This window comes from Brevibacterium iodinum ATCC 49514 (genome assembly GCF_900169265.1).
Lineage (GTDB): Bacteria > Actinomycetota > Actinomycetes > Actinomycetales > Brevibacteriaceae > Brevibacterium > Brevibacterium iodinum.
Window position 1 is genome coordinate 48,504 of record NZ_FXYX01000013.1, and the last position, 22,301, is coordinate 70,804.

Genomic DNA, 22,301 nt, shown 5'->3' on the forward strand with positions numbered 1-22,301 from the left:
GGCCGCCGTCAGGTAGTTCGGGGAGGAAACGGGCGCTGGGACAGAGGCCGGGAGCCGGGCTCAGCGGTGGTGTCGGATGAGGGCGACCATGCGGTAGTCGAATTCCTGCCAGCTCGTGATCGAGGCGCCGGATTCCATCGCCGCCTGGAAGTCCTCGACCTCGGTGCGGGCGGACTCGAGCGGAATGTCGAAGGGCATCTCCACGTAGATCAGCCCACTGGCGTCGGTGTGGACGATGTCGAAACCAGCCTGCTTCGGGTCGAGTTCGTTATTCATCACGATGAGCAGACGCTCTGCCGACGCCGCGTATTCGGTTTCGATGCCGTCGACGTAGCCCTGCTGCGACCGCAGCTCCCGCTGGGCCTGGATGACGAACGCCGAGTACGCGCCGATGCCGATGACCGGAATCCGTGAGGTCAGCGCTTCGGTGGCGACATCGATGAGCCGCGACCGGGCCTTGCGCCCCAGTGGGGACAGATCCCCGCCGGACATCGCGACCCCGTCGAAGCCGACGAGGGAGATCCGCCCGTCATCGTGGTTGGGGTTGAGGATGGTGATGTCGAGGCCGAAACGCGAATACCAGGGGCGCGTCACCTCGGCGCTCTCTTCGTCCCACCACACGTAGAAGAGGAACGGCACGTTGATCCCGGCCTCCGAGTAGAAGAACGGAGGACGCCGCTCACCTGCGGTGACGTCGAAGGGAACGACGTTTCCCTCGATCGGGGCCGGGCAGGTGGCGAACGAGGTGAACGCGAACGGGTAGTTCACCGCACGGTTGAAATCGATGACGAGCGACCCGTCCTGATTCGGCACTCCGAGGTCGATGGTCCGCCACGCCGCGGTGGCGCTCCCATTCGTCGAGTCGTGGAAGTCCAATTGGAGCCCGGTCTTCGGGCACCCGGTGGCAAGCAGGCTCACCTCACCGTGCGAGGTCTCGAAAGTGACGGTTCCCGCCGCCTGCGTCTGCAGCTGCAGATCTTCTTGGGCGGTTTCGATCGTGTAGGTCTTGAACGGGTCGAACCTCGTGAACCGGGCGAGGAAGACGAAGTCCGGGTCCGGGTCGAAGACCGGAACCTCGAAGAACTTCCCGAGCAGCGGGGACTTCGAATTGCGCACACGCACACCGAGGCGGCCGCCCCGATCGATGAGTTCATAGAGGACGTTGCCGACGGTGAACCAGTTGAGCGATCCGCCGGCCGGAAGCTTCGCGCTGAATCCGTTCTCTTCCACGCGGACCTGTGACTTGGCGGGCACGGTTGCGTGTCCGTCGGATCCGCCATCGGACCCCGCATCGGATCCGGCGCCCGTTCCAGCAGAAGAGTCGGAACCCGCAGCACCTTCCCCAGCCGCGACCGCACCGGCCTGGTCCATCACCCGAGGCAGGGTCGAGGTGTCGCTGGGTACGGCCGGGCTGGTCGCACGCGTCGGTCCTCCGCCGTTCACACCGAAGCTGCCAGCAGCCCCGGCAGTCCCGCCGTTGTCGACCGTGCTGAGCAGGTCGAATGTCTCGGCTGCGGGGCCGGCCTTGATTCCGGTCTTCAGGGACACGGTCACCCATCCGTCGTCGACGGTGAAGGTGCCCGGGGCATCGGTCCAGGTCGATTCGGCGTCGAGCCAGTGGAGTCCGACGACGCTGAGCCAGCCGAACGGTTTCGCAAGGGCTGAGTTCCGTGAGTCGCGCCAGGTGTTCCACTCCGTCACGAACTGGTTCACGTCGAACACTCCTTGCCGTCGCTGGTGCGGTCGCAGGGTCGCTGCCCCCGCCTGATTCTCGGACCCGGTGGCAACCCGGCGTCTGAGGCCTGATCTTCTTCTCCTCCAAACTACCGCAAACGATAGGCTGGGGAAATGAATGAATCATTCCCGAGACCGGATGTGGCCGCGACGACAGCGGCCGACCTCGGCGACTTCGTCAGCGCATCTCCCAGCTCGTACCACGCGGTGGACACGGCAGCGAAACGCCTGGAGGCGGCCGGTTTCTCCCGCCTCGACGAGTCCGTTCCCTGGTCGCTGACGCCCGGAACCGGGCATTACGTCATCCGCGACGGCGCGCTCATCGCGTGGATGAATCCCACCGTCACCGAGGCGGCTCCCCCCTTCCGTGTGTTCGGTTCCCACACCGATTCCCCGGCGTTCAAACTCAAACCCGGCGGCGAGTTCACCGCCGAAGGCACCCGTCAGGTCGGGGTGGAGATCTACGGCGGGCCGCTGCTGAATTCGTGGCTCGATCGTGAGCTCGCCTTCGCGGGTCGACTCAGCCTCGCCGACGGCAGCATCGTGCTCGCCCGCACCGGGCCGATCGCCCGCATCCCGCAGCTCGCGATCCACCTCGACCGGCAGGTCAACGAGGGTCTGACCTTGGACAAGCAGCGTCACACCACTCCCGTCATCGGCCTGGCCGACCTCGCCGAGGCGGACATCATCGAACTGCTCGCAGAGTCGGCCGGGGTCGATGCCGAGTCCGTCGTCGGCCACGATGTCTACACCATTCCCGTTCAGGAGCCGGCCCTCTTCGGTGCCGCCGAGGAGTTTTTCGCCTCGCCGAGGCTGGACAACCTTCTGTCCGTGCACGCCGGCGTCACCGCTCTCACCCAGCTCGATGCCGACGGGCTGGACGGCATCCCCCTGTTCGCAGCGTTCGATCATGAGGAGATCGGGTCGAATTCGCGTTCGGGCGCGTGCGGTCCGTTCCTCGCCGACGTTACCGAGCGCATCGTCGCCTCCTTGCTGCCGCAGTCGACGCGCAGCGATTATCTCGCGTCGATGGCCACCTCGGTGTGTGTCTCCTCCGATGCCGGGCATGCTGCCCATCCGAACTATCCGGAACGGCACGACCCGCATGTCCGCCCCCGCCTCGGCGGCGGTCCCCTGCTCAAGCTCAACGCTCAGCAGCGCTACGCCACGGATGCGGTGGGCACCGCCGTGTGGTCGCAGGCGTGCGCGGCCGCCGGGGTCGAGTACCAGGATTTCGTGTCGAACAATGCGATGCCCTGCGGGTCGACGATCGGACCGCTGACCGCAACCCGCCTGGGCATGACGACCGTCGATGTGGGCCCGGCCCTGTACTCTATGCACTCGGCGCGCGAAATGGTCGCGGTCTCCGATGTCGTCGCCCTCGGCGCAGCCGCGAAGGCGTTCCTCCAGGGCAGCTGCCCCTAACCCTGTCGTCGTTCAAGGCGGAGCGCGTCTGTCGAGAGGCTCGCGACTCGATATCCGCGCTCCGCCTTGATCGACCGGCTCGGAGGCGGAGCCCACCCCTCACGAAGCCGCGCCGCACCTCCGGCGGGACACGATTCTGCCGGCGCCACGGTTGTCTTCACTGCGGCAGTCGTGATACGAATGGCACGACCCCACGGGAGCCCGCTGCAAGGGCTGAGATCGGACTGGATCGTCCGAGACCGTAGAACCTGATCCGGTTGATACCGGCGTAGGAAGTGAGGACTGCAGTTGACTGCATTCACCCCTGAAACACCTGCCCCTGCCACGACTTCGTCTGACGCAGATTCGCACGACCAGTTCACCCTCGAGCAGTATCCGACGCATTCGCCGGCGTGGGTCGATGACAAGGAACACGACATCCGCGTTCCAGTGACCCGCATCGAGCTCGAGGACTCGAACGGCCGGTCCAACGATCCCGTCGACGTCTACCGCACCGTCGGGCCGGGCAGCATCCCGGAAGAGGGACTGCCCGCTCTGCGATTCCCGTGGATAGAGAACCGCCTCGACACTGAGACATACGACGCCCGCGGCCACCGCATCGCCGACGACGGTCGTGCCGCCGTCCGCCGAGGTGCCCCGTCGCAGCAATGGAAGGGACGCAAACCGGTTCCGCGGAGGGCCAAGTCCGGCCGCACGGTGACCCAGATGCACTACGCAAAGCAGGGCATCATCACCCCGGAGATGCGGTTCGCGGCACTTCGCGAGCAGTGCGATGTCGAACTCGTCCGTGCCGAGCTCGCCGCCGGTCGCGCGATCATCCCGAACAACATCAATCACCCCGAATCCGAGCCGATGATCATCGGCAAGGCGTTCCTTGTCAAGATCAACGCGAACATCGGAAATTCCGCGGTCACCAGCTCCATCGCCGAGGAGGTGCAGAAGCTGCGGTGGGCTGCGAAGTGGGGTGCCGACACCCTCATGGATCTGTCGACCGGCAATGACATCCACACCACCAGGGAGTGGATCATCCGCAATTCGCCGATCCCCATCGGCACCGTCCCGATCTATCAGGCGCTGGAGAAAGTCGACGGCGATGCGAATGCGCTGACCTGGGAAATCTATCGCGACACAGTCATCGAGCAGTGCGAGCAGGGTGTCGACTACATGACCGTGCACGCCGGTGTGCTGCTGCGCTACGTTCCGCTCACTGCCGACCGGGTCACCGGGATGGTCTCGCGCGGCGGGTCCATCATGGCCGGTTGGTGCCTTGCCCACCACGAGGAGAACTTCCTCTACACCCATTTCGATGAACTCTGTGAGATCTTCGCTCGCTATGATGTCGCCTTCTCGCTCGGCGACGGACTGCGTCCGGGTTCTATCGCCGATGCCAACGATGCCGCCCAGTTCGCCGAACTCGACACTCTCGCCGAACTCACCGAACGCGCGTGGGCCCACGACGTCCAGGTGATGGTCGAAGGGCCCGGGCACATTCCGCTCCACCTCGTGCGGGAGAACGTCGAACGTCAGCAGGAGCTCTGCCACGGGGCGCCGTTCTACACCTTGGGTCCGCTGGTCACGGACATCGCGCCCGGATACGACCACATCACCTCGGCGATCGGGGCGACGGAGATCGCCCGCTACGGCACGGCGATGCTCTGCTACGTCACCCCAAAGGAGCATCTCGGGCTGCCCGACCGTGACGACGTCAAGACCGGGGTGATCACGTACAAGATCGCCGCACATGCCGCCGATATCGCGAAGGGCCACCCCGGTGCGACGGCCCGCGATGATGCGCTGTCGAAGGCTCGATTCGAATTCCGGTGGCGGGACCAGTTCGCCCTCGGCCTCGATCCGGAGACCGCCGAGGCGTTCCACGACGAGACGCTGCCGGCGGAACCCGCGAAGACCGCGCACTTCTGTTCGATGTGCGGTCCGAAGTTCTGCTCGATGCGCATCTCCCAGGACATCCGTGACACCTACGGCAGCGCCGAGGCGCAGGAGGCCCTGGCCGGAATGCAGCGGAAGAGCCGCGAGTTCCTCGCCTCGGGCGGAGAGGTCTACCTGCCCGATCCGACGGTCGGACTCAAGGCAGACTGACCGTCGTTCAAGGCGTGGCGCGTCGATCGAACTGTGCACGAGTCGGCTTACGCGCCACGCCTTGAACGAGCGGTTCGACGACGATGTAAGTTGACGGTATGCGCGAACTCCAGCGTGCCTTCGACGCGCACCTGCACATCATCGATCCGAGCCATCCGCTGATCGAGAACAACGGTTATCTGCCCGATCCGTTCACAGTCACTGACTATCGCGCGCGACTGCAGAGCCTGCCCGATGTGGGAGTCGAGGTCGCCGGAGGAGCCGTCGTGTCCGGTTCGTTCCAGGGCTTCGACCAGGGGTACCTCATCGAGGCGCTGCGCCAGCTCGGCGACAACTATGTCGGCGTCACCCAACTGCCGGATGAGACCACCGATGATCAGATCCGACGCCTCGACGAGGCCGGCATCAAGGCTCTGCGATTCAATATCGCCCGCGGCGGTTCGGCCACCCTCGACGCCCTCGACAGCTTTGCCCGACGAGTCCATGACCTCGTCGGATGGCACGCCGAGCTCTATATCGACACCCGCACGATCACTGAGGACCTCGCTGCACGCATCGCCGCACTTCCGGCGGTGAGCATCGATCATCTGGGCATGCACGAGGACGGACTGTCCACCCTGCTGCGCCTCGTCGAGGCAGGAGTCAAGGTCAAGGCCACCGGTTTCGGCCGTGTGGAACTCGATCCCGCCGAGGCGGTCCGCCGCATTGTCGACACCGACCCGACCGCTCTGATGGTGGGGACGGACCTGCCGTCGACGCGGGCGCGTCGCCCCTTCGCCGACGCCGATTTCACGCTCCTTCGTCAGGCGCTCACTCCCGCCGAGGCGGACGCCGTGTTCTGGTCGAACGCGGCCCGGTTCTACGGCGTCGAGCCCAAAACCGCTGAGCACGCATTCATCTCTCACCAGTAGCATGAGTGACATGAGTTCACGTCAGTCGAATCTCGCCTCCAGTCTGCACAACCTCGACGGTCGCAGCTACGGCAACCTCAAGCAGATCCGCGGCCGCTACACCTTCGGACCGGTCACCGTGTTCATCGACCGGGTCCAGGCCGATCCCTTCGCTTCTCCGTCGAAGGTCCGGGTCCGCGTCGACCGTGCCGATGCGAAGTTCCCGCTCGACCTCACCACTGATCGCGCCGACCACATCGCCGCCGCCGATTATCTGCTCCGTGCCGGCAACGAGGTGCTTACGAAGCTCGATCAGCGCGCACTCATCCTCGGCCGTCCGGGGCAGGAGATCCTCGAGCGGACGAACATCCTCATCGATGACGCCGGGTTCGAGGCACGACTGCTCGTCAATCTGCCTGCGCGCGGTCGCCGCATCCTCGGCCATCAGGCAGCGGACATCCTCACCCGTGATCTGCCGGAATTCGCCGAACGGCTCTTCCTCTTCGACCGCTGGTCAGACACCCCGGCAGGCAGAGAAGGCAATACTCGCGCCCCGTCAACCAAGGGGCTCGCCGACCACGTCCAACTGCACCGGGACCAGTTGGAACTGCGCAACCACCTCGGCGAAGTGGGACTCATCGGCTTCGTCGGCAACGGAGCGATTCTCCCGCGAAAGTCCGGGGATTCGGATCTGCCGATGAAGTCCTCCGATGCTGTTGTCTTCACCTCCCCTCCCGAACTCGAGCACACGGTCGAACTCTCCAGCGGCCGCACCGTCACCGGCATGGGCATCCCTCGCGGAGTCACCGTCGTCGTCGGCGGCGGCTATCACGGGAAGTCGACGATTCTGCGCGCGCTCGAACGCGGCGTCTACCAGCATATCGCCGGCGACGGGCGCGAATGGGTCATCAGCGACCCGACTGCCACCTCCATTCGAGCCGAGGACGGACGCGCCGTCACCGGCGACGACATCTCGGCGTTCATCAACAACCTACCCTCGGGCTCTGACACGAGATTCTTCTCCACGACGAACGCCAGCGGGTCGACCTCGCAGGCGGCGAATCTCGTCGAAGCGATCGAGGCGGGCGCGAACACCCTGCTCATCGACGAAGACACTTCGGCGACGAACTTCATGATCCGCGACGAACGCATGCGTGCGCTCATCCCCGCCGAGCGGGAACCGATCACCCCGTTCGTCGACCGCGTCCGACCTCTGCTGACCGAGCAGGGCGTGTCCACGGTGCTCGTCGCCGGCGGATCGAGCGCATTCTTCGAAGTCGCCGACCACGTCATCGCGCTCGATGCCTATGTGCCCAAGGAAGTCACGGACCAAGCGCATGAGCTCGTCGGCATCACCGCAGCCGACCTCGAAACGGCTCCAACCGGCCTCGACGAATCAACCCGCCTCGACCCCCGCGGCCGAACCCGGTCGAGACCCGGCCACAGACTCAGACTCCCCGGCTTTCACTGCCGCACCGCGCGTGCCGACGGCGAAGGCGCTGCGGCCGGCGTCGAAGACGAAGACCGCTCGGGCGAAGGGATCCGACCGGATCCAGTTCGGCCGCGACTTCATCGACCTCATCGCCATCGCTCAGCTCGTCGACACGCAGCAGGCGTCGGGAGTGGCCGAAGCCCTCGAATACCTTGCGGAGATCTTCGACGGACGCATTTCCCTGACCGAGGCGCTGGCCGAGGTCGAGGACATGCTCGACGCTGAGGGCCTCGACGGAATCACCGGCCACCGCGACCATCCGGGCCACCTGACCCGGCCGCGCCGGCAGGAGATCGCCGCCGCACTCAACCGCTACCGCGGCCTGAGCCTCGAACGCTGAGCAGAAACTCGAACGTGGCCTCGAGCCTCGACCCTCAATTGTTGAACTGAACCTCGCCTCTATCTGTTCAGCAGCCCAACCAGCTCAGCACTCGTGCCCACCGGCAGCGAGCACGAGGTCCCCCGGCAGACGATCGCCGTCCCCGCCGGGACGTCGACCTCCCGACCGTCCGGTCCCGGAACCCCGGTCGAGGCCGTGAGCAGAGTGAGCGACGGATGCCTGGCAGCGATTTTCCGCAGCGCATCGTCGACGGTGGCGACCCGCACGGGCGACAGGGCCCGCTCGGCCTGCCACAGTGCGTGTCCGCACCCGCGCGGAGCCTGCCCGGCCAGCGCCCGATAGACCCCGAGCAGCCGATCCCGAACCTCCAACAGCCGTCCCGTATCCAGCCCGGCGACCTCGCCCGGGGACGCCTCAACCGATGACTCCGACCCATCAGAAGTCGCAGCTTCGACCCCGACTTCCGCGAGCAGCAGCACCGCCTCCGCGGCCGCGGATCGTCCCGACGGCACGGTGTTGTCGACGGGGTCCGCCGACTTCACGTCGATGATCCCGTCACCGAGCGAATCGACCGCTTCGAGGACCCCGTCTCCCCGTTCGGAGGTGAAGAGGTAAAGCATCGTCGCACCGAGATCGACCAGATCCCCCACCTTCACCGAGGCGGCCCCGTCCGGCAGCTGTCGAACCGTGATCCCAGCGGTGATGAGTTGAGCCCAATCGGCGAGCCCTCCCTTACCGGGGCCGGCGACATCGCCGGTGAAGGAGCGCCGCACATCGAGAGCAGCCGAGTCGGTCGAGTCCCCCGAATTGGGCGCACCGACCGGCTTGAGTCGGTCATGCATCGCCCTCCAGAATCGCACGGCAGTTTCTGCCCACAGCGCCGAATCTGCAGATTCGGCGTTCCCAGTGATCGCACCACCAGTCGGGCCCACACTTCCCGTCGAATCGGCACCACCGACAGGCTCGGCTCCCGCACCGGAGTACAGTGCCGCCTCGGCGAGGGCGGTGACGGCCAGGGAATTCCATTCGGTGATGATCTTCGTATCGCGGGTCGGCTGGGACCGGCGAGCGCGCAGCTGCTCGAGCACCTCGCGCTGCCGCTTCGTCGCGTCGATGTCCCAGGGTGCGGGGTGCTCGGCGTCGAAGAGCACGTCCTCCATGCCGAGCCAGTCGATGATGCGCACGGCCGCGACCACCTGGCCGGACAGCTCGCCCCCGGCCGGCGAATCGACGAGTCCGAGCAGACCTGCCTGCCCGGCCTCCGCGAATTGCTCGGGGGTGAACACGTAGGCGGCGCCCTCTTCGGAGACGCCCGCCGAGTTGAGCGAATCTGCATCGAGCGCGGCGATGAATCCGTCATCGGTCGACAGGTCGCTGATCAGGAAGTTCGCGGTGTCGGCGATCTCGCGTTCGGCCAGGGCGAGCCATTTCGACTCCGGGTCCAGGGCGCGTTCGACCTTCGCCCAGGCGACGACAGCGCGCAGATAGAGGGAGTTGTCGTAGAGCATCTTCTCGAAGTGCGGCACGAACCATTGTCGGTCGACGCTGTAGCGGGCGATCCCGCCGCGCACCTGGTCGCGCATGCCACCGGAGGCGATCCGCGCCAGTGTCGAACGCACGGCGATGAGGCAGTCGAGGATGAGTTCACCGGTCAGATGTCCGTCGGCACCGAGCCAGCCGAGCCGCCCCTCGGCTCGGACCCGGTCCATCGGGTGCGGGCCGGCCCCCACCCCGTTCGCCGAGGCGGTCCCGCCGGTTCCCGGGCGCGCCGAAGCACCGTCGTCCGCCCCCTCACCCGCCGAGGCGGTCCCACCCAAGCGCACGAACGCCGCGAGGAGCTGGAGGACATTCATCATCGGCGGGAACTTCGGGGCGCCGCCGAATCCACCCCAGGCCGGATCGTACGAATCGAGCAGCGCTGCGGCGGCGGAATCAAGCTCGTCGGGGGTCAGGGACTCCGCGGCCGCCTCGGCGGGGAGGGCACTGGTCACGGCATCGGCCATCTCAGCCAGTCCACGGTCCATCCGGGCGGTCATCTGGTTGACCTCGTCGCGGCGGTCCGTCCACGTCGCCGATACGGCCGAGAGGACCTGTGTGAATGCGGGCAGATTGCCCCGCGGCGCTGGCGGGAAGTAGGTGCCGGCGTAGAAGGGACTGCCGGCAGGTGTGGCAAAGATCGTCATCGGCCATCCGCCTTGGCCGGTCATCGCCTGCAGCGCGTTCATGTAGTAGGCATCGATGTCCGGAAGTTCCTCCCGGTCGATCTTCACGGGCACGAACCGGTCGTTCATCATCGCCGCGACCGCTTCGTCCTCGAAGGATTCGTGCGCCATGACGTGACACCAATGACAGGTGGAGTAGCCGATCGAGATGAGGAGGGGGACGTCACGGCGGGCCGCCTCGGCGAGGGTTTCCTTCGTCCACATCCGCCAGTCCACGGGATTGTCGGCATGAGCGCGCAGGTACGGGCTGGTCGAGTCGGCGAGTTCGTTCGGCATGCCCCCAGCGTCTCACTTCGGGCGATCACGTGCGAGGTCACGCTCAAGACAGTGCGAGATCTTCCCCATTCAGCCGACAAGGGAACTGGTTTTTATGGGAGCATGAGGCCATGACCACCGCATCGAACACCGACTCCCACAACCCGAGAATCGGCCTCGACGCCCGCAGAATGGCCATCACCATCGTTGCCGCGCTCGTCTTCCTCGTCACGTGGATCGACGCAGGGCTCCTCGAGGTCAAGGCTCAAGACTCCTATGTGTCGTCACCGGGTCCGAGCCTCCTGCGCCTCGCGCTCATCGCGGTTGCCGGCGCCGCCGCGATCACGATCGCCCGCGGTCTTCGCCCGATCCCCCGCAGCGTGCTCATCGTCGTCACCGTGTTCCTCTGCGCCGTCGAAGCGCTCAAGTCGATCTTCACCATCGACACGTTCGGCGCCGACACCGGGGATCTGGCCGACAATCCCGCGCTCACCACGGCCCTGGGCGCCGTGAGCCTTATCGTTACTGTGGGTTTCCCGATCGTTGTGGCCCTTGCCCTGGCCGCGGTCACGGCCCAACTCGTCCCCATCGCCGAGGCGGCCGCCCCCGCGGTTCTTCGACGTCGCTCGCGTATCGCCGCCATCGGGTTGTTCGCTGCCACCGGAATCGTGTTCCTCGTCTGGTTGCTGCGAACCATGTTCGTCGACGCCATGTTCCTGTTCGAGTACGGTGATGCCGTCAATGCTCTGGGCGCCGCAGTCGGGCTTGTTTCTGCCATCGCCGCCCTGCGGGTCATCGCCGAGGCTCGGTCGCTGCCGGCCGATGAACCGGCCGTCGGCCCGACTCTGTCCGGCACCACACCCCGATCTGCTCGCACTCTGGCGTTCGTCGTCATCGCCTGCGGACTGCACCTGTGCTGGGAGTCGACCATACTGACAGTCGGGTACCCACCGGCCGTCGCCATGGGATACCCGGGCTGGGTTGTCTCCATGTTCGGCCTCGTTCTCGGGAGCCTCGTGCTCGCGGTCCGCACACTCAACTGCGCCCCGACCGGTGACATCGCCCCGACAACGGAAGCTGGTTGAGCGACAAGTTCTGCCCAGGCGAGCAGCCGACCGCCCAAACCTGAGCCGGACCATCTGCCGAGACGGCATCATCCACGTCGCAGTTCCCTCTTCCCCCGCATCCGGCATTCTTCTACACTATGTAGAACTCAGTGGAGAGGGAACCGATCCCGGTGCCCGCCGCTGGGAGACAGGAGAACGACAATGAACGCCGAATCACCCTGGACGCTCGACGCCGCGGACTGCTGGGACCTCCTGCGATCCGCCTCCGTCGGTCGCCTGGCCGTCATCGTCGATGGTGACCCGGAGATCTTCCCGGTGAACTTCACCGTCGAACATTCCGCACTCGTCATCCGCACCGGCGATGGCACGAAGATCGACGCCGTCCGCGGCCATCCCCGCGTCGCCTTCGAAATCGACGGCGTCGACGGGCAAACCGCGTTCAGCGTCGTCGTCAAAGGCGACGCCAAGGAGATCAAGGCTCCCGACGAACTGCGCGACACCGTCTCCCTCGACGTCTCCCCGCTGCAGGCCGGGACGAAGAATCATTTCGTCCGGGTCCTCGCCGAGGAGGTCACCGGCAGGAGCTTCCCGGTGACCGATCCCGCGACGTGGAAGTCAGCGCTCAGCGACGTCGCACGCGCACCGTACGAGTGACCCCGTCGACCGGTTCTTCGTCGATCAGAGTGCTTCGACGACCTCGACGAGGCGGTCGGGTGCGTTGGTGATGATGCCGTCAGCGCCGACGTCGATAGCTCGTTCCATCTCACCGAGATCGTCGACGGTCCACACCAAGCTGGTCATTCCGAGCTCGTGGATCGCGGTGAGGAAGTCCGCGTCGGCCGCGCAGAATTCGGGGTTGACCTGGTCGACCCAGTCCGCGAAGCCCTGGAGCTCGTCCGGGCAGGGTCGGCCGAGCACACCGACCGGGATCTCCGGAGCGAGCGCGTGGAACTCTTCGACGAATGCCCAGTTCGCGGACTGGACGACGAGCATGCCGGCCGCCAAAGTCCGGTCGAGATAGTTCGGCACGGTGCGCAGGGCGGACAGGACCGCCTCGGCGATTCCGGGATAGATCTCGGGGTGCTTGACCTCGAGCAGCAGACCGGTGCGGGTGTCGTGGGCGAGGGTGAGCACCTCGGCGAGGCGGGGCACGCGGACACCGGCGAATTCCTCGCCCTTCCAGCTTCCGGCATCGAGCGTGGCGATCTGGGCGGCGTTCATGCCGGCGATGCTGCGGTCTTGACGATTCGGGTACAGGGTGCGGGCGTCGGTGGTGCGATCGACGGTCGTGTCGTGCATGATCACGAGCTCACCGTCGGCGCTCATGTGGACGTCGGTCTCGATCATGTCTGCGCCCTGGTCGATGCCGGCGATGAACGCGGGAATCGTATTCTCCGGCCAATCGGCGGACGCACCTCGGTGTGCGATGACCAGGGGCGGGACCCGAACGCGGGCAGGATCGATCACGGTATCGGTGACGCCGGTGGTGAGGTCGCGGGGCGAGTGATCGGAGGTGGGGGTGGCGAGGGTGATGGGCATTTCAGAACTCCTCCACGGAGACTGCGGGTGGCGTTCGGGCGCCGGATACAAGTGCTGCACGGTGGCCGAACGATGAGTACTAGGCCGCCCAGACTAGGGGTCCCGAGCAAGTTCCGGATGATGCGCGAGTGGACGGAACATGAATCCTGACGGTGTCGGCACTGGCCGTCGCCTGGGCTGACGCTGACTCGGCCGCGGGCTGATGGTGACCGTCAAGCAGGGCCACTGCCACAACCCCGGGAGCAAGGGTGGCAGACTGGGAGTAACCACGGACGGAGTTCTCGCGTTCCGCACCTCCGATCCTCTCCAGCACGATTGCCGAAGGAGGCGCAGTTCGATGGAGATAGTCCAGAGTGCTTTCGACAGTGTCAGCACCGTATCGTCATACATCCTCGTGGCTGTTCTCATCCCCACTGGTCTGTATTTCACCATTCGCACGGGAGTGGTGCAGGTCCGCCTGCTGCCCGAGATGTTCCGCACCCTGACCGAGCCGGGCGGACGGGATTCCGAGGGCAACCGGAACATCTCGCCGTTCCGCGCATTCTCGATCTCTGCAGCCTCGCGTGTGGGAACGGCGAACATCGCCGGTGTCGCCTTAGCGATCTCGCTCGGTGGTCCGGGTGCGATGTTCTGGATGTGGGTGACGGCCATCGTCGGCGGCGCCACGGCCTTCGCCGAGTCCGCCCTCGGTCAGCTGTACAAACTCAAGGACGGTCCGAACTTTCGCGGCGGACCCGCCTACTACATCAGGCACGGGCTGAACATGAAGTGGCTCGGTCTGGTCTTCGCCGTCATCGTCGCCATCACCTACGGCATCGTGTTCAACTCGGTGCAGTCGAACTCGATCGTCGACGCCGTCGGCGCATCCTTCGGAGTCGAGAGCTCGGACGGCGTCTTCGCTGCAGTGGCTGGGGCGATCATCGCCGTCGCCGCCTTCGCGATCTTCGCAGGCGGCGCCAAGCGCATCTCGAACATCTCGGCCTATCTTGTGCCGATCATGGCCGGCCTCTACCTCATCGTCGGCATCATCGTCGTGGTGATGAACATCGGTGCCGTGCCGTCGATGATCGCCACGATCGTCACCGACGCGTTCAGCATGGATTCGATCGCCGGCGGAACGCTGGGATCGATCATGCTCATCGGTGTGCAGCGCGGCCTGTTCTCCAATGAGGCCGGCATCGGTTCGGTGCCGAACGCCGCGGCCACGGCCTCGGCGTCGCACCCGGCCAAGCAGGGTTTCGTGCAGGCTTTGGGCGTGTACTTCGATACGATCCTCGTCTGCTCGATCACCGCATTCGTCATCCTGCTGTCGAATCCGGAGTACGGCAGCTCCGCTGAGGGCATCCAGCTCACGCAGACGGCGCTGAGCGGTCAGCTCGGGCAGTGGGCGATCCACTTCCTCACGCTGGCGATCTTCCTCTTCGCGTTCTCGTCGATCCTCGGCAACTACTACTACGGCGAGGCGAACATCGAGCATCTGACGACGAACCGTGTCGCGCTCCGCGTGTATCAGGTCATCGTCATGGCCTCGGTGTTCATCGGTGCGATCGCGGCCCTCGACCTGGTGTGGACCGCGGCCGATATCTTCATGGCGATCATGGCTCTCATCAACCTCTTCGCCCTGCTGATGCTCTCACCGCTGGTGTTCTCGCTGTTGAAGAACTACCAGCAGCAGCGCAGAGCCGGCTTTGAGCCGGTCTTCCACCGCGGCGACCTGCCCGCGTTCAAACGCATCAACACCCAGATCGACGCCTGGGACGGCACCGACGAGGTGACCACCGCGAAGTTCTGGCATGATCGCGGGAAGAAGGTCCGCTCCGACGACGAGTGAGGCTGTCGAACAGCAGTCGACAACGCACATCGGGCGCTCCCTTCACGGGAGCGCCCGAAGTGTTTTCATTCCCCAGGATCCGAAAGACAGTCTCCCCGACCCTCAGGAGGTCCCATTGAGTATCGATCGCGCTGAGTTGGCAGATGCCCTCGCCGAGGCGACCGGATGGTCGGTCTCGGCCGATACCCACCGAGGTCTGTGGGAAGGCAAAGGGGTCCGGCGCCGCGACTGCGGCACCGGACCCCTTCTGTGCAGATGCGCTCACTCCACGGGGAGTTCCAGGCATGGGCGAGGCATCAGCGGCCGGCCCAATTGCGTATGTGGAGTCACCTACCGGCTGGAGTGAAGTCAGTGCTGCCGACGAACTCCGGGCGCGGTTTCGGTGCTGCGAACGGTTCCACACACGTGTTCTCCACCGAGTTGTACACGATGAAGATATTCGAGCGCGAGAACGGAGTGACGTTGCCGTTCGACGCATGCATGCAGTTGGAGTCGAACATGATCGCTCCGCCGGCCGCTCCTTCGAGCACGTCGATGCCGTATTCGTCGGCGAAGTCACTGAGAGTCTGACGATCCGGGGTGCCCGCACCCTGCATGATGAGTGACTTCCGATAGTTGTCCTCGGGAGTGCCTCCCACGCAGCTGATGTAGCGCTTGTGCGAACCGGGCATGACCATCAGCGGGCCGTTGAATGAGTAGTTGTCCGTCAGCGACAGCGAAAGACTCACCGCGCGCGGAGTGGGCATTCCGTCCTCAGCATGCCAGGTCTCGAAGTCCGAATGCCAGGAGAACTCTTTGCCCACGAATCCCGGCTTGTAGTTGATCCGGCTCTGATGGATATAGACATCGGTTCCGAGGATCTGACGTGCACGGTCGACGAGGCGCGGATCGTTCGCGATCTTTCTGAAGATCTCATTGGTGCGATGGATGTCGAATATCGACCGGACCTCGTCGGACTCGGCTTCGACGACGGTACGCTCATCGGCCTTCACCTCCGGGTCGCGCGAAAGCCTTTGAAGCTCGTCGGTGAAGAGTTTGAGCTCTTCGCTTGTGATGAGCTGATCGATCGTCAGATAGCCCGTGTCCTCGAAGTGCTTGAGATCAGCCGCCTCGAGGGGGCCGTCTTCGGGAGAGCCGAAGACGATCGGACCCGTGCGCGGGAGAACCTCTGTGGTCTCACCGGAGCGAGTCGGATAGAGATCTGTAGTTGCGGTCGCAGCTGACACTGCTGTCATCATTTCTCCTTCCTTCGCTATGTGCCGTCTGCCGGGGCGGTGTCGAGACTGCTCATCGCCTCCGCAGATCGGGCTGTGCGACCACCGTAACAGGAGGACATCGTCCCCGGTACCCCGGTCAGAGCCAGGACAGAGAGACCGGCACTGCGGAGCCATCCACCAGCGATGGATCGTTCCGAAAGTGCCGGTCTTTCATGTGACGGTCAGCGTTTGCCCGATTTTGAGGTGGCTCCGGTCGCCCAACTGACCTGGCTGAAGGTGACACGGTAGGTCTTCTTGCTCTTTGACTTCACCTTGTAGACGGCCTTGCCCTTCTTCGCGGTGACCGTCTTCAGGGTCTTCCACTTGCCGCCGGACTTGACCTGGAACTTCACCTTCGGGTTGTACTTGATCTTGCCGTAGTGCTCTGGGTGGTAGACCTTCGTCGACGAAGTCAGAGTGACGGTGCTACCCTTCCGCTTCGAGGACAGCGAAGCGTAGGTCTTGCCACGGACGTAGAAGTAGCCCTTGGTGTAGTCGGGATCTTCGACTTCGCCCCAACCGTTGTTCGTCGAGTACCCATAAGCCGAGATCTCCGACGGACCCAACGTATATTTGCCAAGGCCATAAATTGATGGGCAGACCTGCACGCGGTCTTTGGTTGCCGACCCATAGGTTCCATAGTTGGCCCAGGTGGCGAGACCATGCTTACCTCGGACTTCAGTGGAAACGTTCCAAGAGTCCACTCCCGACTTCCTATGCTTCATATAGACATTCGTCTTTTTACAGTTCCAGTCGGAAACGACGACGTTGTCGGCAGACAGCTTAGTGACATCGAACGAGACGTTTGCCGCCTCGGCAGACACAGCAGGACCGATGGCAAGGGCAAGAGCAGCAACTGACGCTACAAGGGCGCGCTTGAGAAACTTCATGGAGACTCCAACTGAAGATGGGATGGAAGGGGATGCCTGAGTCGGAGTCAACAGATGTGCAGTCGGCAACGAGAAGTCACGAAACTTGAAAGTTGTATGACCGGAGATTATCACACCTGCAGTGCGACCGGCTTAGGCTCAACCGTGCCGTTCAAGCCCACAACCCAACCACACGAAAAAGGCGGCCCGAGCGCAATGCTCGGGCCGCCTCGGCGAGGTGGTGCTCAGCCGGTGTCCACCGACTCAGCAATCAGAAGCCGCATCAGTTCGCAGGTGCCGCCTCATCCTCGAGGATGAGAGGGTACACGCCGTTTTCGTCGTGAACCTCGCGACCGGTGACCGGCGGGTTGAACACGCAGGCCATGCGCAGCTCTTCCTCGGCGACCACGGTGTGCTTCTCATTTCCGTCGAGCAGGTACATGACGCCGTCGTGGAGCGGGTATTCCTTGCCGGTCTCCAGATCCGTCAGCGTACCCTTGCCCTGCACGCAGTACACGGCCTCGACGTGGTTCTGGTAGTGGAACGTCGAGGTGGTTCCGGCATAGATCACGGTGTCATGGAACGAGAATCCGACGCGTTCTTTGCCGAGCACCATGCGGCGTGAGCGCCAGGTCTCGGACTTCACATCGCGGTCGGTGTCGTTGAGGTCATCGCGGTTGACTACGTACATTAGTGGTCCTTTCGCAAAAGGTCGGTGAAAGTGTTCAGGGGTGGGCCGCGGACTTCCGTCTCACTACAACGGCTCCAGTCGGCCCGGGTAGGCGATCGAACAGGTGAGCTCGAATCCGCCCAAAGCTCGGGCCGGCGCCACAGCTGCGACGCCGGCCCGGCAGAGGTGGGTCAGGCCAGTGCGGCCTTCGCGGAAGCGGGAGCGAACTTGAGCACTCCGGCCTCGATGATGTCCAGGCCCGCCTGCAGATCGCGCGAATCGATCGTCAGCGGCGGCATGATCTTGATGACTTCGTCATCGGCGCCCGAGGTCTCGAGCAGGAGACCGTTATCGAAGGCGTAGGCGGCGACCTTCTCGGCCACTTCGAGGTCTTCGAAGCAGACGCCGGCCAGCAGGCCGCGTCCGCGAATCGAAGCGCCTTCGGCCTTCTCGACGATTCCGTCGAGGCGCTGGTGCAGCTCGGCGATGGTGTCGGCAAGCTGGTTCTGGAAGTCGTTGTCGGCCCAGAAGGTCTTCAGCGCCGCAGTCGCGGTCACGAACGCGGGGTTGTTTCCGCGGAAGGTGCCGTTGTGCTCGCCGGGCTCCCAGACGTCGAGCTCGGGACGGAACAGGGTCAGTGCCAGCGGCAGACCCGAACCGGAGATCGACTTCGACAGGCAGACGATGTCGGGCTCAATTCCTGCCTCTTCGAAACTGAAGAACGAACCGGTGCGGCCGCAGCCTGCCTGCACGTCATCGACGATGAGGAGGATGTCATGCTTCTTGCACAGGTCGGACAGTGCGCGCAGCCATTCGGCGCGAGCGGCACGCAGTCCGCCCTCGCCCTGCACGGTCTCGACGATGACAGCGGCGGGCTTATCGACGCCCGAGCCGGAATCCTCGAGGACCTTCTCCAGCCACAGGAAGTCCGGGACCTCTCCGTCGAAGTAGTCGTCGTACGGGATCTTCGAGCTGTTGGTCAGCGGGATGCCTGCGCCCTCGCGCTTCATCGAGTTGCCGGTCACCGACAGCGATCCCAGCGTCATGCCGTGGAACGCGTTGGTGAACGAGAGCATGTGCTGACGGCCGGTCACCTTACGAGCGAGCTTGAGAGCCGCCTCGACGGTGTTGGTTCCCGTCGGTCCGGGGAACATGACGGAGTAGTCGAGTCCGCGAGGCTTGAGGATGAGGTCCTGGAAGGTCTGGAGGAACTCACGCTTGGCCGGGGTCTTCATATCCATCGAGTGCAGAACGGCACCCGACTGCAGGTATTCGATGAGCGGGCCCATCACGGCCGGGTTGTTGTGGCCGTAGTTGAGGGCACCGGCACCGGAGAAGAAGTCGAGGTACTCGTTGCCGTCCTCGTCCCACTGCTTGGCGCCCTGCGAACGGGCGAAGGTCGCGGGCCAGGAACGGCAGTAGCTGCGCACGGCAGACTCGCGGGTTTCGAAGATGTCGGGCTTGTCAGTGGGTGTGGGCTTGGCGCTTTCAGTCATGACTTGAGTCCTTTCGACTTCTTTGAGTTCTGCGTCTGCATCGGATGCAGTCGCTTAAGGCGGTGGCCGCTGCCGCTCACTGCGGGCGATCTCTTCCGCCTCCTGGCACCTGGCGCGTCCACGCCCTTGGAACAGGTGGCCGCGCGGCGCCGGGGTGAGGCTCGTTACAGTGGTGCGATCTCGTAGAGGTACTCGGTGTCGTGGCCGTCCGGGTAGAGGTCCGGGGTGAACAGCGGGCGACGGTTGAATCCGGCGCCGCGCTTCTCCGCGAACGCCTGGAACAGGCGGTTGGATGCCGCATTGTCGTCGGTGATCGTCGTCTCCATGCGGAGAGCGCCGGTCCGGTCGGCCAGCTCATGGAGCATGGTCGATGCGAGCCCATGTCCACGGAAGTTCTCGTTGACGGCGACCTGCCAGATCATCAGGGTGTCCGGATTCTCCGGACGGGTGTACCCGGTGATGAAGCCCGCAGGCTCTCCGTCGATTCGTGCGATCACCGAGGTGTCCGCGAAGTCGCGGCACCACAGCAGGTATGAGTACGAGGAGTTCAGATCGAGCACGGCTGTGTCTTTCGCGAGCCGCCATAGATGTTGTCCGTCCTCCAGTTCTGGAGTTCGGACGTCGATTTGCGTCTTCGGTTCAGCGAGTGCGTTAATCACGTCAATAAACCTAACGGGCTGAGATCGAGCGTCAACCTCGAAACCCTCGATTCCGGGCCACTTTCACAACGCGGCCCCCGGCCTACCGATATGTAACAGACCGGACTTTCCCCATGGCATCTCTGGGATGCGTCGGGGCGCTCCTTCGCGCTCATACCGCGCCAGAGGTTCGTTATCGTTTCGTTACATTTGAACGCAGTTGGAACAAGGGTTCCACGTGTTCCATGTCACTTCGGTCGATTTGGGACAGCAAGGGGGCCTGCTGCCCGAGGGCAGGCAGGTGGGCGAGTCATGCGGCCGTGAGCGAGCGGCCAGGCCACCCGCCCGGCGACCACTCACCCACTCAGCACTCGACGACGTTGACGGCGAGGCCGCCCATCGCCGTCTCCTTGTACTTCGAGGACATGTCCGCGCCGGTCTGGCGCATCGTCTCGATCACCTCGTCGAGGCTGACCCGGTGCTGGCCGTCGCCCCACAGAGCCATGCGGGAGGCGTTGATGGCCTTGCCGGCGGCGATCGCGTTGCGTTCGATGCAGGGCACCTGCACGAGCCCGGAGATCGGGTCGCAGGTCAGTCCGAGGTTGTGCTCCATCGCGATTTCGGCGGCGTTCTCCACCTGCTCGGGCGTTCCGCCCATGACGGCGGCCAGTCCCCCGGCGGCCATCGACGAGGCGGATCCGACCTCTCCCTGACAGCCCACCTCGGCGCCGGAGATCGACGCCCGCTCCTTGTACAGGACTCCGATGGCCGCCGCGGTGAGCAGGAAGTCGACGATGGCCCGGTGCTTCGCGGCCTCACCGCCTTCCTTCACCGCGGGAACGTAGTTGAGCGCATAGTGCAGCACGGCGGGGATGATGCCGGCCGCTCCATTCGTCGGCGCGGTGACGACGCGGCCTCCCGAGGCGTTCTCCTCGTTCACGGCCATCGCGATGAGGTTGACCCATTCGAGGTAGTAGCCGGGATCCCGGTCGGGGTCCTCGGCCTTGAGTTTGAGGTACCAGTCGTGTGCGCGGCGGCGGACCTTGAGCCCTCCGGGCAGATAACCGGAGCGGTCCAGGGACGCCGAAGCGCATTCCTCCATCACCGAGTAGATGTGGAGCAGTCCGTGCCGGATCTCGTCCTCGTCGCGCATCGACAGTTCGTTGGCGTGCATGATCTCGGCGATCGACATATCGTTCTCGCGGCAGCGCCGAAGCAGCTCGACGCCGGAGTGGAAGGGATACGGCAGCTCTTCGTCGTAGGACTCGAGTTCGGCGTCGACGACAGAATCCGCGACTGCGAACTCGGCCCCCTCGCCTGCGCCGCCGTTGCCGCCGGCCGCAATGTCGCCCCCATCGCCAGCCACACCGTCCCCGCCGTCATCGGCAGCTGCACCATCCTCGGCAGTCTTCTCCTTCTCGAGGAATTCGGTCTCCGAGGTCACGAACCCCCCGCCGACGGAGTAGTAGGTCTCCTCGGCGAGGGTCTCCCCGGCAGCGTCGTAGGCGGTCACGGTCATGGCGTTCGTATGGCGCGGGAGGACAGTCAGCGGTCGTTTGACCATGTCGTCCTCGGTGAACTTGAGTTCGACGCCGTTGCCGGTCGAGTCGCCGAGGATGATCGTCCCGGTCTCGGACATCCGCGTCCGCCGGGCGGTGAGTTCGTTGGCTTCGATGAGATCGGGACGGCAGCCCTCGAGGCCGATGAGGATGGCGTCGAAGGTCCCATGACCGGCGCCGGTGGCGGCCAGGGAACCGAACACGTCGACGCGCAGATCCGCCACGGATCTCAGCGAATCGCTAAGGAGGTCGATGAAGCTCGCGCCGGCACGCATCGGTCCGACGGTGTGGGAGCTCGACGGTCCGATGCCGACTGTGAAGAGGTCGAAGACACTCAATGGCATGGCAATCACTTCGTTTCTGATGAGATGACGACGGGGCCGACCGAACAGCCGTGCACTCATGTGCATGGCGTGCCGATGCCGACGATGTGTCGGCACCGACCTCGGCCGACCCCGCTCCAGGGTTTATATCCTCCGCCCGGAGGATGAGGCTCAGAGGGAGTTCGCCTCGGCGTAGGCGGCGGCGTCCATGACTTCGCCGACCTCGGTCACGGCGACCTCGAACAGCCAGCCCTCACCGTAGGGGTCGGAGTTGAGCAGTCCGGGTGAGTCCACGGCCGCCTCGTTGATGGTGACGACCTCGCCGGTGACCGGGGTGTAGAGGTCGGACACGGACTTCGTGGATTCGACCTCACCACAGGTCTCACCTGCGGTGATGGTGTCGCCGACCGCGGGCAGGTCGACGTAGACGACCTCGCCGAGGGCATCGGCGGCGACGGCGGTGATGCCGACCTTGACGGTTTTGCCGACGAGTTCATCGGCAGCGCCGTCGACCCATTCGTGTTCGGCGGAGTAGGTGAAGTTCTGCGGGAGCGGGGGCAGCTGTGCCATATGTCTTCCTTACTGCGACCGCCGCCGG

Annotated in this window: 17 protein-coding genes, 1 pseudogene and 1 riboswitch; of the genes and pseudogenes, 8 read left to right on the forward strand and 10 right to left on the reverse strand. The window is 64.8% G+C overall.

Annotation, left to right across the window (positions count from 1 at the left end):
* Positions 1–60 precede the first annotated feature (60 nt).
* Entirely contained in the window at positions 61–1,713 is a 1,653-nt protein-coding gene (locus tag BI49514_RS10100; RefSeq protein WP_244195314.1) for a DUF1684 domain-containing protein, read from the reverse strand.
* A gap of 135 nt (positions 1,714–1,848) precedes the next feature.
* Here BI49514_RS10100 and BI49514_RS10110 point away from each other — a divergent pair, with 135 nt between their 5' ends.
* The 5 genes and pseudogenes from BI49514_RS10110 to BI49514_RS17195 all read left to right on the forward strand — a co-directional run bounded on the left by BI49514_RS10110 (position 1,849) and on the right by BI49514_RS17195 (position 7,978).
* Positions 1,849–3,159, forward strand: a complete 1,311-nt coding sequence (locus BI49514_RS10110; protein WP_101546419.1) for a M18 family aminopeptidase — start codon at positions 1,849–1,851, stop codon at positions 3,157–3,159.
* A gap of 184 nt (positions 3,160–3,343) precedes the next feature.
* Positions 3,344–3,452, forward strand: a riboswitch (TPP riboswitch).
* The gene (gene thiC / locus BI49514_RS10115; RefSeq protein ID WP_101546420.1) at positions 3,448–5,256 is read left to right on the forward strand and encodes a phosphomethylpyrimidine synthase ThiC; all 1,809 of its coding nucleotides are present in this window, start codon (positions 3,448–3,450) and stop codon (positions 5,254–5,256) included. It overlaps the preceding riboswitch by 5 nt.
* A gap of 98 nt (positions 5,257–5,354) precedes the next feature.
* A complete protein-coding gene (locus tag BI49514_RS10120) occupies positions 5,355–6,167 on the forward strand; it encodes an amidohydrolase family protein (RefSeq protein ID WP_101546421.1) in 813 nt (270 codons plus the stop codon).
* A 10-nt stretch (positions 6,168–6,177) separates the two neighbouring features.
* Positions 6,178–7,437: pseudogene (locus BI49514_RS10125) on the forward strand (P-loop domain-containing protein); the annotation flags it as partial.
* 46 nt (positions 7,438–7,483) lie between these two features.
* The gene (locus BI49514_RS17195) at positions 7,484–7,978 is read left to right on the forward strand and encodes a hypothetical protein (protein ID WP_338063773.1); all 495 of its coding nucleotides are present in this window, start codon (positions 7,484–7,486) and stop codon (positions 7,976–7,978) included.
* A gap of 59 nt (positions 7,979–8,037) precedes the next feature.
* Here BI49514_RS17195 and BI49514_RS10130 read toward each other — a convergent pair whose 3' ends face one another.
* Positions 8,038–10,476, reverse strand: a complete 2,439-nt coding sequence (locus BI49514_RS10130) for a thioredoxin domain-containing protein (protein WP_101546422.1) — start codon at positions 10,474–10,476, stop codon at positions 8,038–8,040.
* A 110-nt stretch (positions 10,477–10,586) separates the two neighbouring features.
* Between BI49514_RS10130 and BI49514_RS10135 the strand changes: the two genes are divergently transcribed.
* Both BI49514_RS10135 and BI49514_RS10140 read left to right on the forward strand, forming a co-directional pair.
* Positions 10,587–11,540 carry a hypothetical protein gene (locus tag BI49514_RS10135; protein WP_101546423.1) on the forward strand — a complete coding sequence of 318 codons (954 nt, stop codon included), beginning with the start codon at positions 10,587–10,589 and terminating at the stop codon, positions 11,538–11,540.
* A 183-nt stretch (positions 11,541–11,723) separates the two neighbouring features.
* A complete protein-coding gene (locus BI49514_RS10140; RefSeq protein WP_101546424.1) occupies positions 11,724–12,176 on the forward strand; it encodes a pyridoxamine 5'-phosphate oxidase family protein in 453 nt (150 codons plus the stop codon).
* 24 nt (positions 12,177–12,200) lie between these two features.
* Here BI49514_RS10140 and BI49514_RS10145 read toward each other — a convergent pair whose 3' ends face one another.
* The gene (locus BI49514_RS10145; RefSeq protein WP_101546425.1) at positions 12,201–13,061 is read right to left on the reverse strand and encodes a glycerophosphodiester phosphodiesterase; all 861 of its coding nucleotides are present in this window, start codon (positions 13,059–13,061) and stop codon (positions 12,201–12,203) included.
* A 337-nt stretch (positions 13,062–13,398) separates the two neighbouring features.
* On the opposite strand from BI49514_RS10145, the gene BI49514_RS10150 reads away from it, so the two are divergent.
* On the forward strand, positions 13,399–14,892 hold the full coding sequence (locus BI49514_RS10150) for an alanine/glycine:cation symporter family protein (RefSeq protein WP_101546426.1): 1,494 nt from the start codon (positions 13,399–13,401) through the stop codon (positions 14,890–14,892).
* Positions 14,893–15,218: 326 nt separating this feature from the next.
* Here BI49514_RS10150 and thpD read toward each other — a convergent pair whose 3' ends face one another.
* The 7 genes from thpD to gcvH form a co-directional block, all read right to left on the reverse strand.
* On the reverse strand, positions 15,219–16,127 hold the full coding sequence (gene thpD, locus BI49514_RS10155; protein WP_101546454.1) for an ectoine hydroxylase: 909 nt from the start codon (positions 16,125–16,127) through the stop codon (positions 15,219–15,221).
* Between the two features lie 203 nt (positions 16,128–16,330).
* Positions 16,331–16,852, reverse strand: a complete 522-nt coding sequence (locus BI49514_RS10160; protein WP_145996206.1) for a hypothetical protein — start codon at positions 16,850–16,852, stop codon at positions 16,331–16,333.
* Between the two features lie 448 nt (positions 16,853–17,300).
* Complete coding sequence (locus BI49514_RS10165) at positions 17,301–17,708, reverse strand: ectoine synthase (RefSeq protein ID WP_025778555.1); 408 nt, start codon at positions 17,706–17,708, stop codon at positions 17,301–17,303.
* A gap of 170 nt (positions 17,709–17,878) precedes the next feature.
* The gene (gene ectB, locus BI49514_RS10170; protein ID WP_101546428.1) at positions 17,879–19,183 is read right to left on the reverse strand and encodes a diaminobutyrate--2-oxoglutarate transaminase; all 1,305 of its coding nucleotides are present in this window, start codon (positions 19,181–19,183) and stop codon (positions 17,879–17,881) included.
* 164 nt (positions 19,184–19,347) lie between these two features.
* The gene (ectA, locus tag BI49514_RS10175; protein ID WP_257904123.1) at positions 19,348–19,842 is read right to left on the reverse strand and encodes a diaminobutyrate acetyltransferase; all 495 of its coding nucleotides are present in this window, start codon (positions 19,840–19,842) and stop codon (positions 19,348–19,350) included.
* Positions 19,843–20,185: 343 nt separating this feature from the next.
* A complete protein-coding gene (locus BI49514_RS10180) occupies positions 20,186–21,724 on the reverse strand; it encodes an L-serine ammonia-lyase (protein WP_101546430.1) in 1,539 nt (512 codons plus the stop codon).
* Positions 21,725–21,874: 150 nt separating this feature from the next.
* Positions 21,875–22,273 (reverse strand): glycine cleavage system protein GcvH, encoded by a 399-nt coding sequence (gcvH, locus tag BI49514_RS10185; RefSeq protein WP_180954376.1) that lies wholly within the window; start codon positions 22,271–22,273, stop codon positions 21,875–21,877.
* Between the last annotated feature and the right edge of the window lie 28 nt (positions 22,274–22,301).

Bases quoted from the DNA above. Each gene is read 5' to 3' on its own strand.
- gcvH (WP_180954376.1), bottom strand. From the start codon at position 22,273: ATGGCACAGCTGCCCCCGCTCCCGCAGAACTTCACCTACTCCGCCGAA.
- BI49514_RS10140 (WP_101546424.1), top strand. From the start codon at position 11,724: ATGAACGCCGAATCACCCTGGACGCTCGACGCCGCGGACTGCTGGGAC.
- BI49514_RS10150 (WP_101546426.1), top strand. From the start codon at position 13,399: ATGGAGATAGTCCAGAGTGCTTTCGACAGTGTCAGCACCGTATCGTCA.
- BI49514_RS10120 (WP_101546421.1), top strand. From the start codon at position 5,355: ATGCGCGAACTCCAGCGTGCCTTCGACGCGCACCTGCACATCATCGAT.
- ectB (WP_101546428.1), bottom strand. From the start codon at position 19,183: ATGACTGAAAGCGCCAAGCCCACACCCACTGACAAGCCCGACATCTTC.
- BI49514_RS10110 (WP_101546419.1), top strand. From the start codon at position 1,849: ATGAATGAATCATTCCCGAGACCGGATGTGGCCGCGACGACAGCGGCC.
- BI49514_RS10180 (WP_101546430.1), bottom strand. From the start codon at position 21,724: ATGCCATTGAGTGTCTTCGACCTCTTCACAGTCGGCATCGGACCGTCG.
- BI49514_RS10130 (WP_101546422.1), bottom strand. From the start codon at position 10,476: ATGCCGAACGAACTCGCCGACTCGACCAGCCCGTACCTGCGCGCTCAT.
- thpD (WP_101546454.1), bottom strand. From the start codon at position 16,127: ATGACAGCAGTGTCAGCTGCGACCGCAACTACAGATCTCTATCCGACT.
- BI49514_RS10145 (WP_101546425.1), bottom strand. From the start codon at position 13,061: ATGCCCATCACCCTCGCCACCCCCACCTCCGATCACTCGCCCCGCGAC.
- BI49514_RS10135 (WP_101546423.1), top strand. From the start codon at position 10,587: ATGACCACCGCATCGAACACCGACTCCCACAACCCGAGAATCGGCCTC.
- BI49514_RS17195 (WP_338063773.1), top strand. From the start codon at position 7,484: ATGAGCTCGTCGGCATCACCGCAGCCGACCTCGAAACGGCTCCAACCG.
- BI49514_RS10165 (WP_025778555.1), bottom strand. From the start codon at position 17,708: ATGTACGTAGTCAACCGCGATGACCTCAACGACACCGACCGCGATGTG.